The sequence below is a fragment of the Amycolatopsis keratiniphila genome (assembly GCF_000400635.2).
GTDB classification, from domain to species: Bacteria; Actinomycetota; Actinomycetes; order Mycobacteriales; family Pseudonocardiaceae; genus Amycolatopsis; species Amycolatopsis keratiniphila.
In genome coordinates this window covers 2156360-2171859 of record NC_021252.1, presented here as the reverse complement: position 1 = coordinate 2171859, position 15500 = coordinate 2156360, and the positions used below count along the sequence as shown (strand labels likewise).

Here is a 15500-nt window from a genome sequence, read left to right as displayed (position 1 = left end):
GAGGCGGCGGGCGGGAGTGGTGAATGCCGAGGCTGTGGACAAGTGGGGTGTTGTGGACAACTCGGCCGCGACCGGGACCGGATCACCGTTTCCCGTCGGGACCTTGTGGGACGCTGGCGGGTTTCCCTAGCCCGTTCGCTGGATCACGACACCGAGCACACCGGGTCCGGTGTGGGCCCCGATGACCGCGCCGATTTCCGAGACCACGCACCCTTCCGGGCAATCGATGGATTCCTCGAGCCGGTTGGCCAGTTCGACGGCGCGCTCGGGCGAGGCCAGGTGATGGACGGCGATGTCGGCGAGCCCGCCTTCGGCCGCCTTCACGGCGAGTTCGACCAGCCGCGCCACCGCGCGATTCATCGTCCGCACCTTCTCCAGTGGCTGGATCCGGCCTTCGGACATGTGGAGCACCGGTTTCACCGCGAGCGCCGTACCGAGCAGGGCCGCCGCCGGGCCGATCCGTCCGCCGCGGCGCAGGTATTCGAGGGTCTCGACGGCGAACAGGGTCTCCGAACGGTTCACCGCGTCGACCGCGGCCGCCTCCACCTCGGCCGGTTCCGCTCCGGCCGCGGCGGCGCCCGCCGCGCGCAGGGCGGCGAACCCGAGCCCCATCGCGGTGCTGCGCGAATCGACCACGCGCACCTTGTCCGGCCCGACCTCCTGGGCCGCGAGTACCGCCGCCTCCCAGGTTCCCGACAGCTCCCGCGACAGGTGGACCGACACGATGGCGTCCGCGCCCTCGGCCAGCGCCGCCCGGAACTCCTTGACGAACTCGGCCGGCGTCGGCCGGGAGGTCGTCACCAGGCTGCGTTTGCCGAGCGCCTCGGCCAGGGCCGCGGGCCCCATCTCGACGCCGTCGAGGAACACGACGCCATCGACGAGGACATGCAACGGGACCACCCGGATCCCGTTCCGTTCGGCGAAGCCTTCCGGCAGGTGGGCGGTGGAATCCGTGACTACGGCGACCGACACGGCAGCCAGCCTACGTTGCCGAGGGGCGGAGCACCGGGGCCATCAGGCGGGCCATTTCCGCGCCGACGGCGGCATGTCCTTCCCATCCCCAGTGCATCCCGTCCGGATTGCCCCGTCCGCTCAGCACGTGGTCGCCGACGACGGCTTCGAGATCCAGCAGCGGGACGTCCGCGCGCCGCCCCCAGGCGGCGAGGGCCGCGGCGGCACCGGCGCGGGCGGTGTGGACGCGGCCGTACGAGTCGGATCGATGCACGGAGGGCAGCATGCCGAAGATCGGCAGCTCCGGTCGCAGCGTGCGCAAAGCGCCGACAGCGGTGTCGAGGTACTGGATCGTGAGCTTCGACGGCAGGACCACCGGACGTCCTCGGAGAGCGATCGCGAGCCGCGGCTGGGCGGCCAGATAGGCCTTGCGCGCCACTCGCCGCAGCGGATCGGGCCGCAGGTACCGCAGGCCGGTGCGCAGGTAGGTGGGCAGCGGCGAGGGCAGCGTGTCCATGCTCCCGACGGCCAGCACGACGGCGTCGACGTGACGGAGATCCGCCCAGACCCGCGGGTCGCCGATCAGTGACCACCAGGCGTCACGGGCGGTCCAGCCGAATCCGGCGACGAGGTCCACCCCACCACCGCCGAGCGCCTCGGCCGCGACGTTGGGCCACAGGCGCGCGTCGTCGGCGGCGTGCGGGCCGTCCGGGCCGTGGAAGCTGAGGGAATCGCCGAACACCAGCAGGCGCGGGGCCATGGATCAGCCGGTGATTCCCGCGTTGTAGGCGGCCAGGCGCCAGTTGCCGTCACGCCTGGTCAGCTCGACCCAATGGCAGTTCGCGATCCCGCCCAGCGACGGCCACGACGCGACCGGCAGGCCGAGCAGTTTCGCGGTCAGGGCGATGATCAGACCGCCGTGCGTCGCCAGCAGCACGGCGTCGCCGGCCTCGGAATTGGCCTGATCGAGGTCCGCGACGACCTCCAGCGCGCGTTCGGCGACGTCGACCCGCGACTCGCCGCCGGGCGGCGCCCAGGTCGCGTCGACACGCCAGCGGGCGCGTTCGCCGGGGTACGCCTCGTCGACCTGCTGGCCGGTGAAGCCCTGCCATTCACCCAGATGGGTTTCCCGAAGGCGCTTGTCGATGCGCAGCGGGACGCCGATGGCCTCGGTGAGCACCGTGGCCGTGTCGGTCGCGCGGCGCAGATCCGAAGCGATCACCAGATCCGGGGAGAACCGGGCGAGCGCAGGAACGGCGAACCTGGCCTGGTTCCAGCCGACCTGGGTCAGCGCGGAGTCCAGATGCCCCTGCATCCGGCCCGCCGCGTTGTAATCGGTCTCGCCGTGGCGCCAGAGCACCAGCCGCCGCGGGCTCACGAGGCGCCTTGCGCGTCGGCGGGGTCCTCCTCGGCGGGTGTCTCCAGACCGGCGACCTCGATCCGCGGGCAGTCCTTCCAGAGCCGCTCGAGACCGTAGAAGGAGCGTTCCTCCTGGTGCTGGACGTGGATGACGACGTCGACGTAGTCCAGCAGGACCCAACGGCCTTCACGGGCGCCTTCGCGGCGGACGGGCTTGTGCCCGCCGAGCCGCAGCTGCTCCTCGACGTTGTCGACGATGGCGCCGACCTGGCGCTCGTTGGGCGCGGACGCGATGACGAAGGCGTCGGTGATGACCAGCTGGTCGGACACGTCCAGCACGACCACGTCGCTCGCCTTCTTGTCCGCCGCCGCATGGGCGGCCGCTACGGCCAGCTCTCGTGCCTCGGACGTGGCTGTCACAGTTCTCCTCAAACAGATGGCTTTACTCGCGGGTGCGCCCGACGAGGGTACCCGGTGGCGAACCCCGGTCTTTGCGATAGAGGTCCTTTTTGGCGATGTAGCGCACCACACCGTCGGGAACGAGGTACCAGACGGGCTCCCCGCCTTCGACCCGCTCGCGGCACGCGGTGGACGAGATCGCCATCGCGGTCACCTCGACCAGGCTCACCTTCCCGCTCGGCAGATGCTGCGAGTTGAGACGGTAACCCGGCCTGGTGACACCGATGAAATGCGCGAGGTCGAACAGCTCGTCGGCGTTGCGCCAGGTGAGGATCTGTTCGAGCGCGTCCGCGCCGGTGATGAAGAACAACTGGTCGTCCGGATACTCCGCGCGCAGGTCGCGCAGGGTGTCGACGGTGTAGGTCTGCCCGACGCGGTCGATGTCGACGCGGCTGACCGAGAAGACGGGGTTGGACGCCGTCGCGATCACCGTCATCAGATAGCGGTCCTCGGCGCGGGTGACCACCCTGTCGGACTTCTGCCACGGCTGACCGGTGGGCACGAAGATGACCTCGTCGAGCGCGAATCGCGACTGGACCTCACTGGCCGCGACGAGGTGCCCGTGGTGAATGGGGTCGAACGTGCCGCCCATGACCCCGATCCTGCGTGGTGACATGGGTCGTGAGCCTATACAGCGCGCGAGGCTTCACGCTCGGGTCGCCGAACCCACCGAACAGGAGTGATCTGGATCACATTACAGTCGGTTCCATGGATGAACGGTCCGTTCACGACATGCCGATCGCGACTTCGTCGGTGGCATGGGGTAGAGGTGGGGACGTGGACACATCGACTCTCCGGGATCGCGCCGAGACCCTCCTCCAGTCGCTGGCGGGCGAGGGCGCCCGGCTGCGCGACGACCAGTGGACGGCCATCGAGGCGCTGGTCGCGCACCGCCGTCGCGCGCTCGTCGTGCAGCGCACCGGCTGGGGGAAGTCGGCCGTGTACTTCCTGGCCACCGCGTTGCTGCGAGAGCGGGGCAACGGCCCGACCGTGATCATCTCGCCGCTGCTCGCGCTGATGCGCAACCAGATCTCCGCGGCGGCGAGGGCGGGCATCCACGCGGCGACGATGAACTCCGCGAACCCGCAGGAGTGGGATCAGGTCCAGGCCGCGATCGCGGCCGGCGAGGTCGACGTCCTCCTGGTCAGCCCGGAACGGCTCAACAACCCGGACTTCCGGGACACCGTCCTGCCGAAGCTGACCGCGAGCGCCGGTCTGCTCGTGGTCGACGAGGCGCACTGCATCTCGGACTGGGGTCACGACTTCCGGCCGGATTACCGGCGCCTGCGGACGCTGCTGAAGGACCTGCCCGACGGCGTCCCGGTGCTCGCCACCACCGCCACCGCGAACGACCGCGTGGCGACCGACGTCGCCGAACAGCTCGGCATCGGCAACGGGGGCGACACCCTCGTCCTGCGTGGCAGCCTGGATCGCGAAAGCCTGCACCTGTCGGTGGCCAAGCTGCCGACGTCGCAGGCACGGCTCGCCTGGCTGGCCGAGCATCTGGAGGAGCTGCCGGGTTCGGGGATCATCTACACGCTCACCGTCGCCGCCGCCCACGACGTGGCGGGCCTGCTGACCGAGCGCGGGTATCCGGTCGCCGCCTACACCGGGAAGACCGACCCCGCGGACCGCCAGGCGGCCGAAGACGATCTGTTGAACAACAACGTCAAGGCGCTGGTGGCCACTTCGGCGCTGGGCATGGGGTTCGACAAGCCCGATCTGGGCTTCGTCGTCCATCTCGGCGCTCCGTCCTCCCCTATCGCGTACTACCAGCAGGTCGGCCGTGCCGGGCGTGGCGTCGATCGCGCCGAAGTGATCCTGTTGCCGGGCCACGAGGACAAGGACATCTGGGCGTACTTCGGCTCGCTCGCGTTCCCGGACGAACTGCGGGTGACTCAGGTGCTCAACGCGCTGGCGTACGCGGACCGTCCACTGTCGACACCCGCGCTCGAACCGTTCGTCGAGCTGTCCCGTTCCCGGCTGGAGATGGTCCTCAAGGTGCTGGACGTCGACGGCGCCGTCCGCCGGGTGAAGGGCGGCTGGGAAGGCACCGGCGAGGAGTGGCGCTACGACAAGGAACGCTACGCGCGGGTGAGCGCGGCGCGGACGAACGAGCAGAACGCCATGCTGGCCTACCTCGAAACCACCGGCTGCCGGATGGAGTACCTGCGGAAGCAGCTGGACGATCCCGAGGCGACACCCTGCGGACGGTGCGACAACTGCACCGGGAAGCATTGGGACACCACGATCTCCGACGACGTCGTCGACGCCACCCGGCAGCGGCTGCGCCGTCCGGGGGTCGAGGTCGCGCCGAGGAAGATGTGGCCGACCGGGATGGCCGGGCTGGAGGTCCCGCTCTCCGGACGGCTGCCGGCGGGCGAGCAGGCCGAAACCGGTCAGGTCGTCGGGCGGGTGACCGACGTCGGCTGGGGCACGCGGCTGCGCGAACTCGTCGGTCCGTCCGCGGCGGACACCGAACTCCCCGATCCGGTCTTCCAAGCCTGCATCGAGGTGCTCAAGGGCTGGCAGTGGGCGGAGCGTCCGGTCGCGGTCGTGGAGGTGCCGTCCGCCACCCGCCCGCGTCTGGTCCACAGTCTGGCGACGAAGCTGGCGTCCATCGGACGGCTGGACTACCTGGGCGCCATGACTTCGACGGGGCCGCCCCCGCGTCAGGCGAACAGCGCGCAGCGGCTGGCCGACCTGTGGAATCGCCTCAGTCTTTCCGAGGAGCTCGCCGCCGAAGTCGCCTCGGCAGCGGGCCCGATCCTGTTGGTCGACGACCTGATCGACACCGGATGGACGATGACCCTGTCCGCGCGCTTGCTCCGCCAGGCCGGGGCTCGCGCCGTACTGCCGTTCGCTCTCGCGAGCACCTCGTAACCGGGGATCCCGATCCCGACATTCGACAGGTTCTTTCCCGCGCGGGAACTTTCTGGCAATGTTCCGTCCACGCGCGAGTACGGAGGTGCCGATGGCGGACGCAACGACGGAGCGGCTGAAGCATCGGCTCCCGGTGAAGAAGTTGTTCGCCGCCAGTGTCGGGAACGCGCTGGAATGGTTCGACTGGACCATCTACGCGACCTTCAGCATCTACTTCGCCAGTGAGTTCTTCCCAAAGGGCAACGAAGCCCTGGCGTTGATCAACACCTTCGCGACGTACGCGCTGGCGTTCTTCTTCCGGCCGCTCGGCGGGATGCTGCTCGGGCGCTTCGCCGACATCAAGGGCCGGAAGCCCGCGATGATCCTGACCATCGTGCTGATGGCGGGTGGTTCGGTGGCCATCGGCCTCCTGCCGACATTCGACCAGGTCGGCTGGCTGGCCCCGATCCTGTTGCTGCTGGCGAGGGTGGCGCAAGGACTGTCGCTCGGCGGCGAGGTCTCCAACGCTTCGGCGTACCTCGGCGAGATCGCGCCGCCCGCCCGCCGCGGGCGGTACTCCGCCTTCTTCTACATCTCGACCGGTTCCGCCGTTCTGATCGCCTCGATCCTCGGATTCGTGCTCGCGCGGACCATGTCCAAGGCGGATCTGACGGCATACGGCTGGCGGATCCCGTTCCTGCTCGGTGGTGTTCTCGGCATCATCGGCCTGTGGCTGCGGCGCAGTCTCGCCGAGACCGAGATCTTCGAGGAGAAGAAGTCGACGGCGCGCCGGGTCGAGCGACCGCTGCGCACCACCCTCCGCGAGCACCCGCGAGCCGTCGTGCAGCTCGTGGGCTTCTCGATGCTGTCGACCCTTTGCTACTACACGTTCTTCAGCGCGCTGACCTCGTTCGCGGTCAAGACCCGCAAGGCCGACGACGTCGACGTGTTCCTCGCGTTGTCGATCGCGACGGCGTTGTTCGTCGCGCTTCAGTACCCGATGGGTGTCCTGTCGGATCGCTTCGGCCGCAAGCCACAGCTGCTCGTCTGGGCGGCGGCGACCGCCATCCTCATCGTCCCGCTGTCCACTTTGGTCCGGCCGGGGCTACCTGGTCTGCTGGTCGTGTTCTGCGTCGGGCTCTGCCTGTACACGGCGATGACGTCGATCGCGCCCGCGATCATGAGCGAGCTGTTCCCCACCGAACTGCGCGGCCTGGGCATCGGCGCCTGGTACAACCTGACCGTCGCGTTGTTCGGCGGGACCGCTCCGCTGGTGCTCACGGCGCTGTCCGACGCCGGGCTTTCGACGCTGTTCTTCTGGTACGTGGCCGCCGGCGCGGTGATCGCCTTCTTCGTCATCCGGACCCTGCCGGAGACCAAGGGCAGCGACCTGCGCTGAAACTCCGTCGCCGACGATGTGGGTAGGTGGCTACTCTCGCGCTCCTACGACGAGCGCGAAGGAGGGACACCGTGTTGTTCGGCGATGTAAGCGAGGAATTGGCGCGACGCTTGGTGAAGGCCCTTCGCCACGTCACCGACTTCGAACCGCCGTCCGTCCTGGTGCGGGTTTCCGCGCAGAGCGGCGTCGACTATCAGTGCGATCTCGCGATGAGCTTGGGCAAACGGCTCGGCAAGCCGCCGAGGCAGATCGCCGCCGACATCGCGGCCCGGCTCGACGTCGCCGATATCGCCGAGCCGCCGGAAGTCGCGGGGCCAGGCTTCCTCAACTTCACCCTGCGCTCGTCCTGGCTCGCGGAGCGGACGACCGCGCTCAACGGTGACCCGCGGCTGGGCGTCGCGGCGGCGCCGCGGCCCCGGCGGATCGCCGTCGACTACAGCAGTCCGAACGTGGCGAAGGAAATGCACGTCGGGCACCTGCGGTCGACCGTCATCGGCGACGCGATCGTCCGGCTTTCACGGTTCGCCGGCCACGAGGTCGTCCCGCACAACCATCTCGGTGATTGGGGGACCCCGTTCGGCATGCTGATCGAGCATCTGCTCGACGAACGCCCGTCGGGCCCGTACGCGATCGGGGACCTCAACGGCTTCTATCGGGCCGCCCGGTCGAAGTTCGACACCGACGAAGGCTTCGCGACCCGCTCGCGCGAGCGGGTGGTGCTCCTGCAAAGCGGCGACGAAGAGACGCTCTCGCTGTGGCGGCGCCTGGTCGACGAGTCGACACGGCATTTCACCCAGGTCTACGAACTGCTCGGGATCGGCCTGGCGAGCGAGGACGTCTACGGCGAGAGCTTCTACAACCCGTTTCTCGCCGCGGTCGTGGACGACCTGGGCACCGCCGGGCTGACCGAGATCAGCGACGGCGCGGTCTGTGTCTTTCCCGACGGTTTCCGCAACCGGGAAGGCGAACCGCTGCCGCTCATCGTGCGGAAGCGGGACGGCGGCTACGGCTACGCGGCCACCGATCTCGCGACCCTGCGGTACTGGACGGAACAACGCGGCGTCACCGATCTGCTCTACGTCGTCGGCACGCCGCAAGCGCAGCATTTCGCGATGGTGTTCGCCGTGTGCCGGGCGGCCGGCTGGCTCCGCGAGGAGCACCGAGCCGAGCACATCGGGTTCGGCTCGGTGCTCGGTGAGGACGGCCGCGCCATGAAGACCAGGGCGGGTGAGTCGGTCCGGCTCTCCGACCTGCTCACCGAGGCGATCTCCCACGCCGCCGAAGTGATCGACGACCGGGCCGACCTCTCCCCCGAAATCAGGGAAGAGGTCGCCAAGGCGATCGGGATCGGTGCGATCAAGTACGCCGACCTTTCCGGTGATCGCGAACGTGACTACGTCTTCTCCTGGGACCGGATGCTCGCCAAGAGCGGGAACACGTCGGTCTATCTGCAGTACGCCAACGCGCGGATCCGTTCCGTGCTGGCGAAAGCGGATCAGGACCTCACCGGCGCTCGAGTCCTGCTCGGCCACCCCGCGGAACGCGCGTTGGCGCTCGCGCTGGCTCGCTTCCCCGAGGCGATCGGCGCGGCGACCGCCGGACATCTCCCCCACAAGCTGTGCACCTATCTGTACGAGACCGCGGTCGTCTTCTCGCGGTTCTACGAACAGTGCCCGGTGCTGGAAGCGGAAGGCCCCGGCGTCCGCGACTCGCGACTGCTGCTGGCCGAACTCACCTCGAGGACACTGACGCTGGGCCTGTCCCTGCTGGGCATCTCCACTCCCGCCCGGCTATGAGTCACCGTGGTCGCTGAAGACCTTGCGCTTCAGCGGAGGGACCGCCTGGAAGAAGCGGAACATCCCCCGTGCCATCGTGCGGCCCGCCCGGTTCTCCGACACGAACTGGCGGGCACTGCGTTCCGAGTCGCGCACCGCCGCGAAGCCGTAGTCACGCATCCGGTGCTCGTAGTCGGCGACCGCGGAGCGCACCGTGCCGGTCTTCCGTGCTTCGACGAGGTTGCGGCACAACAGTTGCGCGTCCCGGAGCGCGGTGTTCGCGCCGATGCCGCGAAACGGGGTCATGCTGTGGATCGCGTCGCCGATCAACGTGACGTTGCTCGTCGGCCATGGCTCTACGGGCTTCGACGTGAAGATCGGCAGCCGGGACACCGCCTCCTCGGGCGAACCGGCGACCAACTCTTTGAAGGCGGGGTCCCAGTCGTGGATCAGGTCCAGCACCAGGGCCCGCAGCTCCGCACCGTCCAATGAGGTCAGGTTGTCCGGGTAGCGCCGGGCGTCCGCCGCGTACGCCCACATGACGTAACTCGAGGTGTTGTCGAACAAGACGGGTTCGTAGTCCACGGTCTCGTCGTTCACCGAAGGGACGCCGGCCAACTCGTGCGGCGCGGTGAACAAGCCCGCCCCGGTACGCGGCATCACCATGCTCGGACCGTCGGTGAGCCGGGCGGGCAACCGCTTGCGGGTCTCTTCGGTCAGCGGATGCTTGCCCGCGATCGCGATGATCCCCGTGTCCACCCGCTCGGCGCCGGGAAGAAACTGTTTGCGCACGCGGGAATTGGCCCCGTCGGCGCCGATGACCAGGTCGGCTTCGACGGTGCTGCCGTCGGCGAACTCGCAAACGACCACCTCGCCTTCACGGCGGTAGCCGACGAATTCCTTGCCGTGGTGCAGAACTCCTTCGAGCCCGTCGGACAGCACCTGATGCAGGCTGATTCGGCTGACCGAATGATGGTCCGACGCGGGATCGGGGCTCGACGTGAGCTCGGTGTCGATCACCATCAGGTCCCGCAGCCGCTCGGTCACGAAGGAGAACGGGCCGCTAGTGGTGCCGGTGGTCTCCAGGAACCGCTGCCAGAGCTCGGCGGGCAGGCATTCGTGCAGGGCGGCGGAGCCGTGCGGGTTGATGTGCACGCGATAGCCCTGCAGGCGTTCGGTCCGGGTGCGGCTGCGTTCGTGAACGGATACGTCGATTCCCGCCTGGCGCAGTCCTTGCGCCAAGCAGAGACCGCCCGTTCCGCCGCCGATGATCGCGATTCTCGTGGTCATGGGGTTCTCCTCTCTCCGCCGACAACTATCAACCATGTGGATGATAGTGTCAACCGTATGTTTGAAAGAGTCAGCGGCTAAGCTGAACCGCATGTCCGAAGCCGCCCCGCGCAGCCCTCGCCGTGCCCCCGTCGAACGCCAGCGCGATCCCGAGCGCACGAAGGCTCAACTCCTGGAGGCGGCGAAGGCGGAGTTCGGCGCGAAGGGCTACGCCGCGGCACGCGTCAGCGAGATCGCTGCTAAAGCGGGCGTGAACAAGCAGCTGATCTCGTACTACTTCGGCGGCAAGGAAGGGCTGTACAACGCGCTGACCGCGACGATGTACGACGACTACGTCGCGGTCGCCGACCACGAGAAGCCGTTCGCGGAGGTCGTCCGGTTCTTCGCCCAGTCGGGAGTCCGGGACCACGACCTCGCCAAGCTGTTCCTCTGGGAGAACCTGACCGATGGCGCCCCCGACGCGATCGGTGTCGAGGGGCAGCGCGAATTCCTCCAGCGGCAGGTGGAGTACGTGCGGGCCCGTCAAGCCGCGGGCGATTTCCCCGCCGACCTCGACCCGGCGTTCCTGCTGGTGATCTTCATGGCCGCGTCCAGCGCCGCACTGGCGCTGCCTCGGATCGTCCGGGCCGTCTCGGGCCAGGACCCCCAATCGGCCGAGTTCGCCGAGGCCTACGGCGAACAGCTGGCGCGTCTGGTCGGCCACCTCGCCGATCCGGGGAAGCGGTAGCAAAGGTCCCCTGCTGTCGCTTGAACCTTTCGGGCCTCCTCCGGACTAGAGAGGGCAGACGAAGAGGGGGTGGCCGATGGGACAAGCGAGAGACACCGACTTCAGCGAGTACTTCGCGGCCCGTGTACACCGGTTCCGGCGACTGGCGTTCGGTATGTGCGGCGACTGGCACGGCGCCGAGGATCTGGTGCAGGCCACGTTCGTCCAGTTGTACCGGCGCTGGCGGCGCGTCCGGCCGGACACCGTCGACGCCTACGCGCGCCGGATCCTGCTCAACCTCTTCCTCAGCGGGAAACGCAAACACCGCGGGGAACTGGTGACCTCGGCGCCGCCGGACCGGGCCGCGCCGGCAGGCCACGACAGCCACGACCGGATCGATCTCGAGCGGGTGCTCAGCGACCTGACGCCGCGTCAACGCGCGATGGTCGTACTTCGCTTCCTCGAAGACCTCTCGGTCGCCGAAGTCGCTTCGCTGCTCGGCGTCGCCGAAGGCACCGTCAAAAGCCAGACCGCCCGCGGGGTCGAGGCACTGCGCGCCGTACTGGCCTCCCCGACGAGCAAGGAGTAGTCATGGAAGACCAGGATGTCCGCTCCGCGCTGAAGGAGTACGTGGCCGAGACGGAGCCGCCGATCGGGCTCACCGAGGAGGGCGTGCTCGGTGCCGGTCGCCGCTCACGGCGCCGTCGTCTGACGACAATGGTCACGGCCGTCGCGCTGGCCGCGGCGGGATTCCCGGTGGGAACCGCTCTCATCGTGCTGCAGGACCGGAACGAACCGGCCGCGACCTCACCCTGCGGTGAGAAGTCGCCCGGCGAAAGCCGTGACGCGGTGACCGCGCGGTTGGATTGCCTGCTCGAACGGGCGATCCGCACCTACGTCACCCCGGCGGACCCGCTCGACCTGGAGACCTATCCGGGGCCGGATAAGACGCTCTACCTCATGTCGGCCGACGTGGGCGACCGGACGGGATCGGTCTTCGTGGAACTGATGACCAACGACGGCACGCTGCTTTCGGCGGAAACCGCCTGCAAAGTGCAGGTCCCGGCTCCGACCACTTGCTCGGCGAGCCTGGTTCGCGGCGGAACCCTCGTGGAGACGACGATCAAAAAGCCCGACAGCCCGGGTTTCGTCGCCTACCAAGCCGCCTACCGGACCGCGCAGGCCATCGTCGTCATCACTTCCACCAACAGCACCGAAGCGGGCACTGACGCACGGCCGTATCCACCGGCTCAGCGTGAACTGCCTCCCCTGACCGAGGCCCAGGTCCGTGAAATCGCCCTGACCCCGGGGCTGGTGCCCTAGCGGCGCAGGGGAACGAGATCGTCCGCGTGGACGACCTCGCGACGCTGTTCCGCGGGGAGGTCGTGACTGGAGCGTCCGATGAGGTCGGGCAGTTCGCCCGCGTCGAAGGCCACGACACCCCGTGCCACGGTCCGCTGCCGGAGATCGACGAGATCGACGACGTCGCCCGCCTGGAAATCGCCGTCGACGCCGGTGATCCCGGCGGCCAGCAGGGAGCGACGGCGGCGGACGACGGCCGCGACCGCGCCGTCGTCGAGATGCAGTTTCCCGGACGCGCCCGCGGCGTAGCCCAGCCAGAACCGGCGGGCCGACAGCCGGGAGTCCGCGGCGGCGAACGCCGTGCCGACCTCGGCGGTGGTCAGGGCGCGCGCGGCCTCGGAAGCGGCGGCGAGCAGGACCGGGATCCCGGCGCCGGCGGCGGTGCGGGCGGCGGCGAGCTTCGACACCATGCCGCCGGTGCCGAGCCCGGAGCTCGACATGCCGACGGTGATTCCGTCCACATCGGACTCCCCGGCGACCTCGGCGATCTTGCGGGTCGCGCCGTCACGGGGATCCCCGTCGTACAGACCGTCCACATCGGACAGGAGGACGAGCGCGTCGGCGCCGATCAGGTGCGCCACCAGCGCGGCCAGCCGGTCGTTGTCGCCGAAGCGGATCTCTTCGGTGGCCACGGTGTCATTCTCGTTGACCACGGGAACGGCGCCGAGGGCCAGCAGCCGGGTGAACGTGTTCTGCGCGTTGCGGTAGTGCGCACGGCGCACGACGTCGTCCGAGGTCAGCAGAACCTGGCCCACTGTCAACGAAAACCGGCCGAACGACTCGGCGTAGGCGTGGGCCAGCGCGAGCTGCCCGACACTGGCCGCGGCCTGCTGGGTGGCGAGATCACGCGGTCGTTTGCCGAGCGAGAGCGGCGCGAGCCCCGCGCCGATCGCGCCCGAGGACACCAGCACGATCTGTGTGCCGCGGGAGACCCGGTCGGCGATCGCGTCCACCAACGCGTCCAGCCTGGTCACGTCGAGACCGTCGCCGGCGGTGGTCAGTGCGGAGGAACCGACCTTGACGACCACACGCTTCGCGTCGGCGATCGCCACCCGGGTTGAGCTCACTCGTCGTCCATCTCGTCTTCGTCTTCGACGCCGTCCGGACCGTCACGACGGATCCGGCGGGCTTCCTTGCGCTCGGCGGCACCGACGCGGCTGGTGTTCTCCAGCCGCACGTCCGTGCCCCGGCCCGACAGGTGCACCGCGACCCCGGCCGGGGTCGACGGCTCCCATTCGAACTGGACGTCGCCGATGGTGACGGGGCTGCCGGGTACGGCGCCCTTGCGTGCCAGTACTTCCTCGACACCCAGCCGGTTGAGCCGGTCCGCGAGGTAACCCACGGCTTCGTCGTTGCCGAAGTTGGTCTGCCGGATCCACCGCTCCGGACGGGAGCCGCGGATGATGAACGCGCCTTCCTCCTCCGGGTCGAGTTCGACGGTGAAGCCGGCGTCGTCGACGGCCATCGGCCGGAGCACGACCTTCGCCGGCTCGGGGGCGGGCTGTTCGGCGCGGTACTTCTCGACGACGGCGGCGAGCGCGTAGGTCAGTTCCTTCAGGCCCTGCCGCGACGCCGTCGAGATCTCGAACACGCTGAGCCCGCGGGCTTCCAGTTCCGGACGCACGAACTCGGCGAGCTCGGCGGCGTCCGGGATGTCGATCTTGTTCAGCACCACCACCCGCGGCCGGTCGGCCAGGTCGCCGCCGAGGCTCGGGGTGTAGCGGGCCAGCTCCTCTTCGAGGGCGTCGATGTCGGACAGCGGGTCACGACCGGGCTCGAAGGTGGCGCAGTCGACGACGTGCACCAGCACGGCGCAGCGTTCGATGTGGCGCAGGAAGTCGAGGCCGAGGCCTTTGCCCTCGCTCGCGCCGGGGATCAGCCCCGGCACGTCGGCCATGGTGAACACGGTCGATCCGGCGGTGATCACGCCCAGGTTCGGCACCAGGGTGGTGAACGGGTAGTCGGCGATCTTCGGCTTGGCCGCCGACAGCACCGAGATCAGCGACGACTTGCCCGCGGACGGGAAGCCCAGCAGCCCGACGTCGGCGACCGAACGCAGCTCCAGGACGAGGTCGCGGGTCTCCCCCGGCTCGCCCAGCAGCGCGAACCCGGGTGCCCGGCGGGCCTTGGAGGCCAGCGCCGCGTTGCCGAGGCCGCCACGGCCGCCCTGGGCGGCGACGAAGGTGGTGCCCGGCCCGACCAGGTCGGCCAGGATCTCGCCGTCCTCGGTCATCACGACGGTGCCGGACGGGACGCGCATCTCCAGCGTCTCCCCCGCCGCACCGGCGCGGTTGCCGCCCTGGCCCAGCTTGCCGTTGCCGGCGCGGGCGTGCGGGCGGAAGTGGAAGTCGAGCAGCGTGTGGACGTTCGGGTCGACGACCAGCAGCACGTCGCCGCCGTTGCCGCCGTTGCCGCCGTCCGGGCCGCCGAGGGGCTTGAACTTCTCGCGGTGCACCGAGGCGCAGCCGTTCCCACCGTCGCCGGCGGCCAGATGGATCACCGCTCGGTCCACGAACCGGGACGCCATGACTTGCCTCTATTCACTCGCGAAAGAAAAGGGGATACACAAAACAAACGAGGGGTGGGCCCGGATATTCCGGCCCCACCCCTCGTCCGAGGTTCTAACTCGAAGCCGGAACTCAGGCTTCGGTCGGCACGATGTTGACCGTCTTGCGGCCACGCTTCTCGCCGAACTGGACCGCACCGGCGGCCAGCGCGAACAGCGTGTCGTCGCCGCCACGGCCGACGTTCACGCCGGGGTGGAACTTGGTGCCACGCTGGCGGATCAGGATCTCGCCCGCGTTGACTTCCTGACCGCCGTAGCGCTTGACGCCCAGCCGCTGCGCGTTCGAATCGCGACCGTTGCGGGAGCTGGACGCACCCTTCTTGTGAGCCATGGCTCAATCCTCTTTCTGACGAAGATCCGGAGAAAGTCCTACTTGGAGATGCCGGTGACCTCGACGCGGGTCAGCTTCTGCCGGTGACCCTGGCGCTTGTGGTAGCCGGTCTTGTTCTTGAACTTGTGGATCCGGATCTTCGGACCCTTGGTCTGCTCGACGACCTTGCCGGTGACCGAGACCTTCGCCAGCGCGTCGGCGTCCGTGGTGACGTCGCCACCGTCCACAAAAAGGACTGCGGGGAAGGTGTGCTCGGTACCCGGCTCGCCTTCGAGCTTCTCGACCTCGACGACGTCGCCGACGGCCACCTTGTACTGCTTGCCGCCAGTCTTGACGATCGCGTACGCCGACACGGAAGTCTCCTGCTTACTCGACAACGGGTGGGGGCTTGCGTGATCGGCCCACCCAAGTTTCGGTGGTCCGGATGCTGCGCAAGGTGC

16 protein-coding genes are annotated in these 15500 nt (G+C 69.1%); 6 read left to right on the top strand and 10 right to left on the bottom strand.

Going from position 1 to position 15500, the window contains the following annotated elements:
- Nucleotides 1-126: 126 nt before the first annotated feature.
- Genes AORI_RS51080 through nadD form a run of 5 tightly spaced genes read right to left on the bottom strand, consistent with a single transcriptional unit; the run spans nt 127 to nt 3385 of the window.
- Nucleotides 127-972, bottom strand: coding sequence for a DegV family protein (locus tag AORI_RS51080; RefSeq protein ID WP_016332401.1), 846 nt, complete (start codon nt 970-972; stop codon nt 127-129).
- Between the two features lie 10 nt (nt 973-982).
- On the bottom strand, nt 983-1711 hold the full coding sequence (octT, locus tag AORI_RS51075; RefSeq protein WP_016332400.1) for a diglucosylglycerate octanoyltransferase: 729 nt from the start codon (nt 1709-1711) through the stop codon (nt 983-985).
- 3 nt (nt 1712-1714) lie between these two features.
- The gene (locus AORI_RS51070) at nt 1715-2329 is read right to left on the bottom strand and encodes a histidine phosphatase family protein (protein WP_016332399.1); all 615 of its coding nucleotides are present in this window, start codon (nt 2327-2329) and stop codon (nt 1715-1717) included.
- Nucleotides 2326-2730 carry a ribosome silencing factor gene (gene rsfS / locus AORI_RS51065; RefSeq protein ID WP_016332398.1) on the bottom strand — a complete coding sequence of 135 codons (405 nt, stop codon included), beginning with the start codon at nt 2728-2730 and terminating at the stop codon, nt 2326-2328. The genes AORI_RS51070 and rsfS overlap by 4 nt, the downstream gene beginning before the upstream one ends.
- 22 nt (nt 2731-2752) lie before the next feature.
- Complete coding sequence (gene nadD / locus AORI_RS51060) at nt 2753-3385, bottom strand: nicotinate-nucleotide adenylyltransferase (protein WP_073846459.1); 633 nt, start codon at nt 3383-3385, stop codon at nt 2753-2755.
- Between the two features lie 161 nt (nt 3386-3546).
- On the opposite strand from nadD, the gene AORI_RS51055 reads away from it, so the two are divergent.
- The 3 genes from AORI_RS51055 to argS all read left to right on the top strand — a co-directional run bounded on the left by AORI_RS51055 (nt 3547) and on the right by argS (nt 8826).
- Complete coding sequence (locus AORI_RS51055; protein WP_016332396.1) at nt 3547-5652, top strand: RecQ family ATP-dependent DNA helicase; 2106 nt, start codon at nt 3547-3549, stop codon at nt 5650-5652.
- Between the two features lie 91 nt (nt 5653-5743).
- The gene (locus AORI_RS51050) at nt 5744-7030 is read left to right on the top strand and encodes an MFS transporter (RefSeq protein WP_016332395.1); all 1287 of its coding nucleotides are present in this window, start codon (nt 5744-5746) and stop codon (nt 7028-7030) included.
- Between the two features lie 71 nt (nt 7031-7101).
- Nucleotides 7102-8826 carry an arginine--tRNA ligase gene (gene argS / locus AORI_RS51045; RefSeq protein ID WP_016332394.1) on the top strand — a complete coding sequence of 575 codons (1725 nt, stop codon included), beginning with the start codon at nt 7102-7104 and terminating at the stop codon, nt 8824-8826.
- Here argS and AORI_RS51040 read toward each other — a convergent pair.
- Nucleotides 8821-10095, bottom strand: coding sequence for an FAD-dependent oxidoreductase (locus AORI_RS51040; RefSeq protein ID WP_016332393.1), 1275 nt, complete (start codon nt 10093-10095; stop codon nt 8821-8823). The two genes, argS and AORI_RS51040, sit on opposite strands and share 6 nt — an antisense overlap.
- A gap of 91 nt (nt 10096-10186) precedes the next feature.
- Here AORI_RS51040 and AORI_RS51035 point away from each other — a divergent pair, with 91 nt between their 5' ends.
- The 3 genes from AORI_RS51035 to AORI_RS51025 all read left to right on the top strand — a co-directional run bounded on the left by AORI_RS51035 (nt 10187) and on the right by AORI_RS51025 (nt 12124).
- Nucleotides 10187-10822 carry a TetR/AcrR family transcriptional regulator gene (locus AORI_RS51035; protein WP_016332392.1) on the top strand — a complete coding sequence of 212 codons (636 nt, stop codon included), beginning with the start codon at nt 10187-10189 and terminating at the stop codon, nt 10820-10822.
- Nucleotides 10823-10898: 76 nt separating this feature from the next.
- Nucleotides 10899-11390 (top strand): SigE family RNA polymerase sigma factor, encoded by a 492-nt coding sequence (locus tag AORI_RS51030; RefSeq protein ID WP_016332391.1) that lies wholly within the window; start codon nt 10899-10901, stop codon nt 11388-11390.
- A gap of 2 nt (nt 11391-11392) precedes the next feature.
- Complete coding sequence (locus tag AORI_RS51025; RefSeq protein WP_016332390.1) at nt 11393-12124, top strand: hypothetical protein; 732 nt, start codon at nt 11393-11395, stop codon at nt 12122-12124.
- Here the strand turns inward: AORI_RS51025 and proB are convergent.
- The 4 genes from proB to rplU all read right to left on the bottom strand — a co-directional run bounded on the left by proB (nt 12121) and on the right by rplU (nt 15413).
- The gene (proB, locus tag AORI_RS51020) at nt 12121-13230 is read right to left on the bottom strand and encodes a glutamate 5-kinase (RefSeq protein WP_043847979.1); all 1110 of its coding nucleotides are present in this window, start codon (nt 13228-13230) and stop codon (nt 12121-12123) included. The two genes, AORI_RS51025 and proB, sit on opposite strands and share 4 nt — an antisense overlap.
- Entirely contained in the window at nt 13227-14690 is a 1464-nt protein-coding gene (gene obgE, locus AORI_RS51015) for a GTPase ObgE (RefSeq protein ID WP_016332388.1), read from the bottom strand. Before obgE ends, proB begins: the two co-directional genes overlap by 4 nt.
- Nucleotides 14691-14802: 112 nt before the next feature.
- A complete protein-coding gene (gene rpmA, locus AORI_RS51010) occupies nt 14803-15060 on the bottom strand; it encodes a 50S ribosomal protein L27 (RefSeq protein ID WP_007034782.1) in 258 nt (85 codons plus the stop codon).
- Nucleotides 15061-15098: 38 nt separating this feature from the next.
- Entirely contained in the window at nt 15099-15413 is a 315-nt protein-coding gene (gene rplU, locus AORI_RS51005; protein ID WP_005158538.1) for a 50S ribosomal protein L21, read from the bottom strand.
- Between the last annotated feature and the right edge of the window lie 87 nt (nt 15414-15500).

What these genes read in the sequence shown, in the direction of transcription:
- obgE (WP_016332388.1), bottom strand. Translation starts at nt 14,690, where the DNA reads ATGGCGTCCCGGTTCGTGGACCGAGCGGTGATCCATCTGGCCGCCGGC.
- AORI_RS51050 (WP_016332395.1), top strand. Translation starts at nt 5,744, where the DNA reads ATGGCGGACGCAACGACGGAGCGGCTGAAGCATCGGCTCCCGGTGAAG.
- rpmA (WP_007034782.1), bottom strand. Translation starts at nt 15,060, where the DNA reads ATGGCTCACAAGAAGGGTGCGTCCAGCTCCCGCAACGGTCGCGATTCG.
- AORI_RS51025 (WP_016332390.1), top strand. Translation starts at nt 11,393, where the DNA reads ATGGAAGACCAGGATGTCCGCTCCGCGCTGAAGGAGTACGTGGCCGAG.
- AORI_RS51035 (WP_016332392.1), top strand. Translation starts at nt 10,187, where the DNA reads ATGTCCGAAGCCGCCCCGCGCAGCCCTCGCCGTGCCCCCGTCGAACGC.
- nadD (WP_073846459.1), bottom strand. Translation starts at nt 3,385, where the DNA reads ATGTCACCACGCAGGATCGGGGTCATGGGCGGCACGTTCGACCCCATT.
- octT (WP_016332400.1), bottom strand. Translation starts at nt 1,711, where the DNA reads ATGGCCCCGCGCCTGCTGGTGTTCGGCGATTCCCTCAGCTTCCACGGC.
- AORI_RS51030 (WP_016332391.1), top strand. Translation starts at nt 10,899, where the DNA reads ATGGGACAAGCGAGAGACACCGACTTCAGCGAGTACTTCGCGGCCCGT.
- AORI_RS51040 (WP_016332393.1), bottom strand. Translation starts at nt 10,095, where the DNA reads ATGACCACGAGAATCGCGATCATCGGCGGCGGAACGGGCGGTCTCTGC.